This is a genomic window from Ornithinibacter sp. (assembly GCF_035443565.1).
Classification (GTDB): domain Bacteria; phylum Actinomycetota; class Actinomycetes; order Actinomycetales; family Dermatophilaceae; genus Fodinibacter.
The window spans coordinates 1-1,168 of record NZ_DAORSO010000403.1 but is presented as its reverse complement, the minus strand read 5'-3'; the positions used below and the strand labels follow the sequence as shown (position 1 = coordinate 1,168).

At 72.4% G+C, this 1,168-nt stretch carries 2 protein-coding genes and 1 pseudogene; all 3 read left to right on the top strand.

Annotated features, from left to right (window positions below; translation table 11 throughout):
- A pseudogene (locus PLL68_RS15535) lies at positions 1-264 on the top strand (hypothetical protein); the annotation flags it as partial.
- A 32-nt stretch (positions 265-296) separates the two neighbouring features.
- Entirely contained in the window at positions 297-602 is a 306-nt protein-coding gene (locus PLL68_RS15530; protein WP_324535641.1) for an SHOCT domain-containing protein, read from the top strand.
- Positions 603-644: 42 nt separating this feature from the next.
- Positions 645-1,168 (top strand): exodeoxyribonuclease III (locus PLL68_RS15525; RefSeq protein ID WP_324535639.1); only part of this gene is annotated, 524 nt, incomplete at its 3' end.

The window sequence follows — 1,168 nt, the reverse complement described above, 5'->3', positions numbered from 1 at the left end:
GTGCCCGCTGCGTCCCTCGACCTCGGCACCGACCTCTCCGCCTTCGCCGGGGCTGATGCCGGCCTGCTCGACCGCGACGACCTCGAGCTCGTGGGCGGCTCCATCGAGGGCGACGCCATCATGGCCGTCCTCGTCTACGAGGACCTCACCCTGCAGCCCGTTCTCGGGGCGTGGGCGGCATCCGGAGCCAGGCTCGTGGCCGAGGGCGCGGTCGACCCCGTCGAGCTGGAGCACGCCCTCGACGACGACGCCGTCACCCCCTGAGCCACCCCACCCGTCACGCCAAGGAGTTCCCGATGGGCCTGTTGAAGACCGCCGCCAAGGTCGCCGTGGCCAGCCACGTGCACGGCAAGGTGCAGCGTCGCCAGAGCCAGCGATGGGCAGCACAGGGTGCCGCTGCCGCAGCCTCTGCTCCCGCGCACGCGCCGGTCCACGCCGCTGCCCCGTCCCCGGTGGCCGCCCCACCAGCCCCACCGGCCCTGTCGCAGGCCTCGGGCACGGAGGAGATGCTCCAGCAGCTGGAGCGGCTCGGGCAGCTGCGCGCCTCGGGTGTGCTGACGGACGCCGAGTTCGAGACGCAGAAGGCCCGCATCCTCGCGTAGCCGGCCGGGCAGGTGAGCCCCGACGTTGCGTAGGGTGACGGCGTGCGCATCGCCACCTGGAACGTCAACTCGATCCGCTCCCGCATCGACCGCGTCGAGGCCTGGTTGGCCCGCTCGCAGGTCGACGTCCTGGCCATCCAGGAGAGCAAGGCCAAGGACGAGCAGTTCCCGTACGACCGGTTCCGGGCGCTCGGGTACGAGGTCGCCCACCACGGGGTGAGCCAGTGGAACGGGGTCGCCATCGCCTCACGGGTCGGCCTCGACGACGTGCAGGTCGGCTTCGACGGCGCGCCCGGCTGGGGGGAGCCAGCCACCGCGGAAGCCCGCGCGATCGGGGCGACGTGTGGCGGCATCCGGATGTGGTCGCTCTACGTGCCCAATGGTCGCGCCCTCGAGGACCCGCACATGGCCTACAAGCTCACGTGGCTCGACCGGTTGCGCGACCAGGCCACGGGGTGGGCGGCCGACGGCACCCCGGTGGCGCTGTGCGGCGACTGGAACATCGCCCCGACCGACGACGACGTGTGGTCGATGGAGTACTACGCCGACAAGAGCCACGTCTCGCC

Excerpts from the sequence above, each read along its gene's own strand:
- PLL68_RS15530 (WP_324535641.1), top strand. The coding sequence starts at position 297 with ATGGGCCTGTTGAAGACCGCCGCCAAGGTCGCCGTGGCCAGCCACGTG.